4 protein-coding genes and 1 pseudogene are annotated in these 4,581 nt (G+C 59.6%); 1 reads left to right on the top strand and 4 read right to left on the bottom strand.

Annotated elements, in window-relative coordinates; translation table 11 throughout:
• The coding region (locus tag ACOZKU_RS14700; protein WP_421579505.1) for a phage tail length tape measure family protein at nucleotides 1–2,993 on the bottom strand (2,993 nt) is incomplete at its 3' end.
• Nucleotides 2,994–3,049: 56 nt separating this feature from the next.
• Between ACOZKU_RS14700 and ACOZKU_RS14695 the strand changes: the two genes are divergently transcribed.
• On the top strand, nucleotides 3,050–3,397 hold the full coding sequence (locus ACOZKU_RS14695) for a hypothetical protein (RefSeq protein WP_421579504.1): 348 nt from the start codon (nucleotides 3,050–3,052) through the stop codon (nucleotides 3,395–3,397).
• On the opposite strand, the pseudogene ACOZKU_RS14690 reads toward ACOZKU_RS14695, so the two are convergent.
• The 3 genes and pseudogenes from ACOZKU_RS14690 to ACOZKU_RS14680 all read right to left on the bottom strand — a co-directional run.
• Nucleotides 3,394–3,570, bottom strand: a pseudogene (locus ACOZKU_RS14690) (phage tail assembly chaperone); the annotation flags it as partial. The gene ACOZKU_RS14695 and the pseudogene ACOZKU_RS14690 sit on opposite strands and share 4 nt — an antisense overlap.
• Nucleotides 3,571–3,599: 29 nt before the next feature.
• Nucleotides 3,600–3,980 (bottom strand): hypothetical protein, encoded by a 381-nt coding sequence (locus ACOZKU_RS14685; protein WP_421579503.1) that lies wholly within the window; start codon nucleotides 3,978–3,980, stop codon nucleotides 3,600–3,602.
• 3 nt (nucleotides 3,981–3,983) lie between these two features.
• The gene (locus ACOZKU_RS14680) at nucleotides 3,984–4,415 is read right to left on the bottom strand and encodes a phage tail tube protein (RefSeq protein ID WP_421579502.1); all 432 of its coding nucleotides are present in this window, start codon (nucleotides 4,413–4,415) and stop codon (nucleotides 3,984–3,986) included.
• Nucleotides 4,416–4,581: the final 166 nt, after the last annotated feature.

The raw sequence follows: 4,581 nt of genomic DNA, 5'->3' as shown, positions 1-4,581 counted from the left end.
AGCATGCGGACATGGTCATCACCATTCGCGCCTTGGATCTGCACCGTTAGTGCGGATTCGTTGCGAACGACGCGAGGGCCACCCGAGGGATTAAGGCGCGGCGCGCGAGGGGCATTGATCTTGGTGTGATCCGTGACGGTCTCGCGCGGGTGCATGAGAGCCAGGAAGCCACCCTTGCCATCTAGGCCACCCGTTCTGGTGCCTGCGCCCGTGTGGCCGCCGCCATCAAAGCCGGGAATCCCGTTGATGAAATTCGACAGCGTCGTGTTGGGCTTGAAGGACGAGGAGAATAGACCACCAAGGTTGATGCCACCGCCTGCCGCCCCGAAGTTCTGCGCGATGGCCTGAAGGCCGCCGTTCATCGCGCCAATACCCTTGGTCGCCTCGCCAGCGACATTCCCCATCTTCGCGACGTTCGTTTCGAACATCTTGACGTAGGCGTTGCCGCTGGTCCCAAGCATGTCCTGGCCGAGGCCGCCCTTGCCGACGGAGCCAGGCCCGCCGAACCACGCCTGCGCAGCACCGGACGGCCCGAACTTGTCGACATACCCGCCGAACTTATGCGCGAAAATCTGGTCCTGAAGCGCAGGGTTCTTCAGGAACTCGTCTGCGGAGATTGAGCGACCAAGCGCCTCCTTGGACCACGGGCCAATATTGTTGCCCATGACCTGGTAGGCACCATGACCGCGGTCTCCGTTTCGCGTGATCGGCCCGAGTGCACCGTAGTTGCCGCCGCTGCTCTCAATATCCTTGATGGCCTGCATATAGGCGGTCATGTTGCCAGACTGACTGCCTAGCGCAGGCAGCGCAGATCGCGTAACCGCCCCTACCGGGGCCGCGCCTGCACCAAGTAGGTCGCCTAGCGTGGTCGTCGCAGTAAACGGCGACGCACCACCACCCAACTTCGGCATTAGCGCAGAAGCGAGGGCATTACCGATCTGCGAAAACAGGCTTTCCAGCGACTTCTGCATCGCACTGGCAGCTGCAGTTTTTACTGCATCGCCAAATGCTTCGCCTAAACTCTTTCCTTCTGAGATGAGCCCCGTTGAGAACTGCATCGCAAACGACTTGAAGCCGTCCGAAATCTCTTGACCCTGCAGCGATTGGCGAATGGCCTGGGCATTCTTGCCGCCCAGATCCTCAGACAGTCCGTATTGGCGGAGCGTCGTCACCACCTGCTGGTCCTGCTTGGACAGCGACGAGAACCGGGCCTGATTCATCAGGTCCTGCTGGAGTTTGGTTTCGGCTAGCGCTTGCGAGTATTTCTCGTACAGCGCGACCTTTTGCTCGATCTCCGCGCGCTGCTTTGTATTGAGTGAGCGGCCTTTGTCTTCGGCCTGCTGCAACAGTTCCAGCCTAAAGCGCGCCGCGTCCGTTGCCACGCCGTATTGCCCGGTGATCTCGACTTCGAGCTGCAACTGGCCGATGCGGTCGTTTGCCGACTTGATCAGGTCGCGGTAAGCGTTGGCAGCTTTCTGGGCTGCGGTTTCCTGCTTCTTAAGCTCTTTGCCGTCGCCGTCGAGAGGTGACGGCTTGTCGCCAGGGACTGGAACTGCGACGCGCTTTCCGTCGGCATTGTTGATTGTCGGATTGGCGTCATCGATCCTGCGGCGCGCATCGTCATAAGCTTTCGATGCGGCACGCCGGTCCTCCGCCCCCTGCGCAGATTGGACAGCCTTTCGATAGGCAGCCAGAGCGCGCTCTGCGTCGCTCATGGCTGGAACCGCGATATCCGCCAGTTCCTGCAGCGCATTGGTAAGCGAGCCAATCCCGCCAGTCTGCTCAAGCGCGATCTTGCCTAGCCCAGCTATGACGTCCTTAGCCGATCGCACACGACGGTCGGCATCAGCGGCAGCAACTGACCCGTTGATTATCTCGTCAGCAAGCCTCCGCAGACCTTCAGGATTGGTAGCGACAATTGCTTCAATTTCACTGCGAAGACGAACGAAATCCGGGGAGCCTTCGGCTACACTTTGGCGGAACTCCCGAATAGCCTCTGTGAACGGACGAAACCGCGTCGCAACGTCTGATGCACCGCCAGTGCGAGCCTGAAGGACGCCGAGAAGCTTATTGAATTCGGACGTCGCCGCCTTGGCCACGTCCTGCTGAACTTTTAGGTTTTCTCGAGCGGCGGCAGCGGCCTCCGCTTGGCTCTTCTTGACGTATCCGCCAAGACCTTCCGCCGCCTCACCATAGGCGTCTTTGATCGAGGCAATGGTATCCGCGTGGCTTTTGATGGCGTCGTCAGCTGTTTTAACGTTGCCCGCACCAGTGATGTACTGCGCCAGAGCGGCGCCACCGGCTATCAGACCTATGGTGACCAGCGACACTGGGCTAACCAGAGACGCGAACGCTGCACCGAGACCAGCGATTACCTGCTTGCCGCTGCCCATTGTGCCAAGCACGGCGGATAACTGCGTGCCCTGCTGCAAAGCAATCTGCAGCGGGCTCATCCCCATTGCGGATGTGACAGCAATGTCCTGAAATTGCGCAGCGATGTTGGCGGTCTGAAAGCCGCGGGCGCCATGCATGGCTGGCGTATCAGAAAGTGCCGAATTGCGCGCTTTGATGGTCGCGATCGATTTCAGGGCTTCCTGACGCTGCTGCGAGAGGGCCGCCGTCATCTCGTTGGCAGAGATCGCCCCGACAGCATGAGCGCGGCGGATATCAGCCACGGCCGCTTTGTAGTTATTTATCGTCGCAAACAACGGGCTGTACTTGGCGCGCAGGCGCTCCAGCTCTTTGCCCTGGTCGGCAAGTGCCCCTGTCCATTCCTTGGCGCCTTTCGTCCCAACGCCGACCATCGCGTTGATGCGATTCTGCATCGCGGTAGTCATGGCATTGTCGATGCCGCGCCCGACGGTCTCGAACTGCTTCTGTACGCGCCCGGTTGACGTGCCGACTTCCTGCTCGAGCTTTTTCAGCCCGCGCCTGATCGTCGCCAAGTCAACGCCAATGGCGATAATCATGTCGTCGGTGGAGTTGTCAGCCAAGGCAGGTTCATCCTAAAATGGAGAAGCCCGCGCGAGGCGGGCTTTGGGAGGGGTGGATGAGGAAAGTGCTATTTGTGGTCGCGTTTGGACTGGCCACCGCCGGATGCAACACTATTCAGAACAAATACGTGGATAGCACCGGCATGCGCGGCTCCGGCACAACGACTTTTGGCGCCATGCAGGAGAACGGAAAGTTTTCCATCACCGATGAGAAGGCCACATGTCGCGGCGTCTTTGAGTGGAAGAACCCCACAGCCGTCTTCCCTGTGCAATGCACTGATAGGAAAAGTGGAACCGTTACGATGACCCGACCGACCGCGAACGCAAGTCAAATAGCTGGCGAAGGCACAATTCAGTTCACTGACGGAACAGAAAGGCGCTTCGTCTTCGGCAAGAACATCTAACCATACCGCGCCATAAGCGCCGCCATCTCACCCTTGGATGGAGCAGCCGGCTTGTCTTCCGCGCCGTTTGCTTCATTCCGACCATTGATCGCCTGGAAGAACTCGGTGAGCGTGGCGTCCCAGAAATCGGCCGGACGCCATTGCAGACCGCCAAGCCCGATACGCAGCCAATCACGCCAAGGGAACGCAGCTTCTTTTCGCTTTAGGCCGCCTTTTCGACGGCCTCCACGTTTCCCTCGTCGCCCTCATCGAAATGATGTGCCAACGCAGCAGAGAAGGCCGCGGCACATGCCGAAAAGTGTTTCATCCGCAGCTTATCGATTGCGGCCAGGCGATCGCCGCGAACGGTCATCAGTTCGATCGCTGCGACAGTTGCCGCAACCTCGACGCCAGACAGCCGGACGAACAGGTCCTGGAAACTCTTGCAGTCCAAACGCGTCGATACGGCCGACAATCCGCCCATCGTGGCAGCAATGACCAGAGGCACATCGCCGATCCACAGGGGGACCTCACCGCGGGCGCCATTCACTGCCAGCGGGAAGGGTTTTTGTTCAGCCATGGTCTTCTTCTCCTCTTTAGCCATGGATTACGCCTCTGCCGTGAAGGTCAGCGCGCCGGCAGCCTCAAACGTACCGCTGAACTGCAGGTCGTTTTCCATGTCGCCGTCGAGCTTGAAGCTCGAGACCATAAACGAGCCGGCATAGGTGCCGAGCCCAGGCACGACGACCTGCGCGTTGAAGACCGTCGCGTCGTTCACATGCACCATGAAGGTCTTCATGATCGCACTGGACACGAACGTGCCAGAGCCAGAGAAGGTGCGGCTGGTGATGCCTGGGCGGCTGGTCTTCTGAACCGGGCCGCCGGGATTGGTGCAGCTGGGCTTCGTGGTGTCGACCGTGTTGGCCGAAAGGTCGAAGCTACGATCCTTCAGACCGCAGAGATTGGTAAAGATTTCCGGCGATGCTCCGTCGCCGAGTTTGATGAGCAAGAGTCGGCCAAGCTGTTCGCCGTCTGACATGGTATCTCCTTCGCCGGGCGCGCCGGACGTTCTTCATGTGTGATTTTGAGGAATGCCCGGCCTATGCCAGCGGCTTATGAACCGACGCCGCGAACTCAATCACGGCATGGCTTGTCAGTCCGTCAGGATCGCGAAAAACGCGCGTCTGTCGGTGCATGATGGAAAC

It is taken from the genome of Shinella sp. M31 (genome assembly GCF_049199205.1).
GTDB lineage: Bacteria > Pseudomonadota > Alphaproteobacteria > Rhizobiales > Rhizobiaceae > Shinella.
This window is presented reverse-complemented; position numbering and strand designations above follow the sequence as displayed.

What these genes read in the sequence shown, in the direction of transcription:
- ACOZKU_RS14695 (WP_421579504.1), top strand. Translation starts at nt 3,050, where the DNA reads ATGAGGAAAGTGCTATTTGTGGTCGCGTTTGGACTGGCCACCGCCGGA.
- ACOZKU_RS14685 (WP_421579503.1), bottom strand. Translation starts at nt 3,980, where the DNA reads ATGGCTAAAGAGGAGAAGAAGACCATGGCTGAACAAAAACCCTTCCCG.
- ACOZKU_RS14680 (WP_421579502.1), bottom strand. Translation starts at nt 4,415, where the DNA reads ATGTCAGACGGCGAACAGCTTGGCCGACTCTTGCTCATCAAACTCGGC.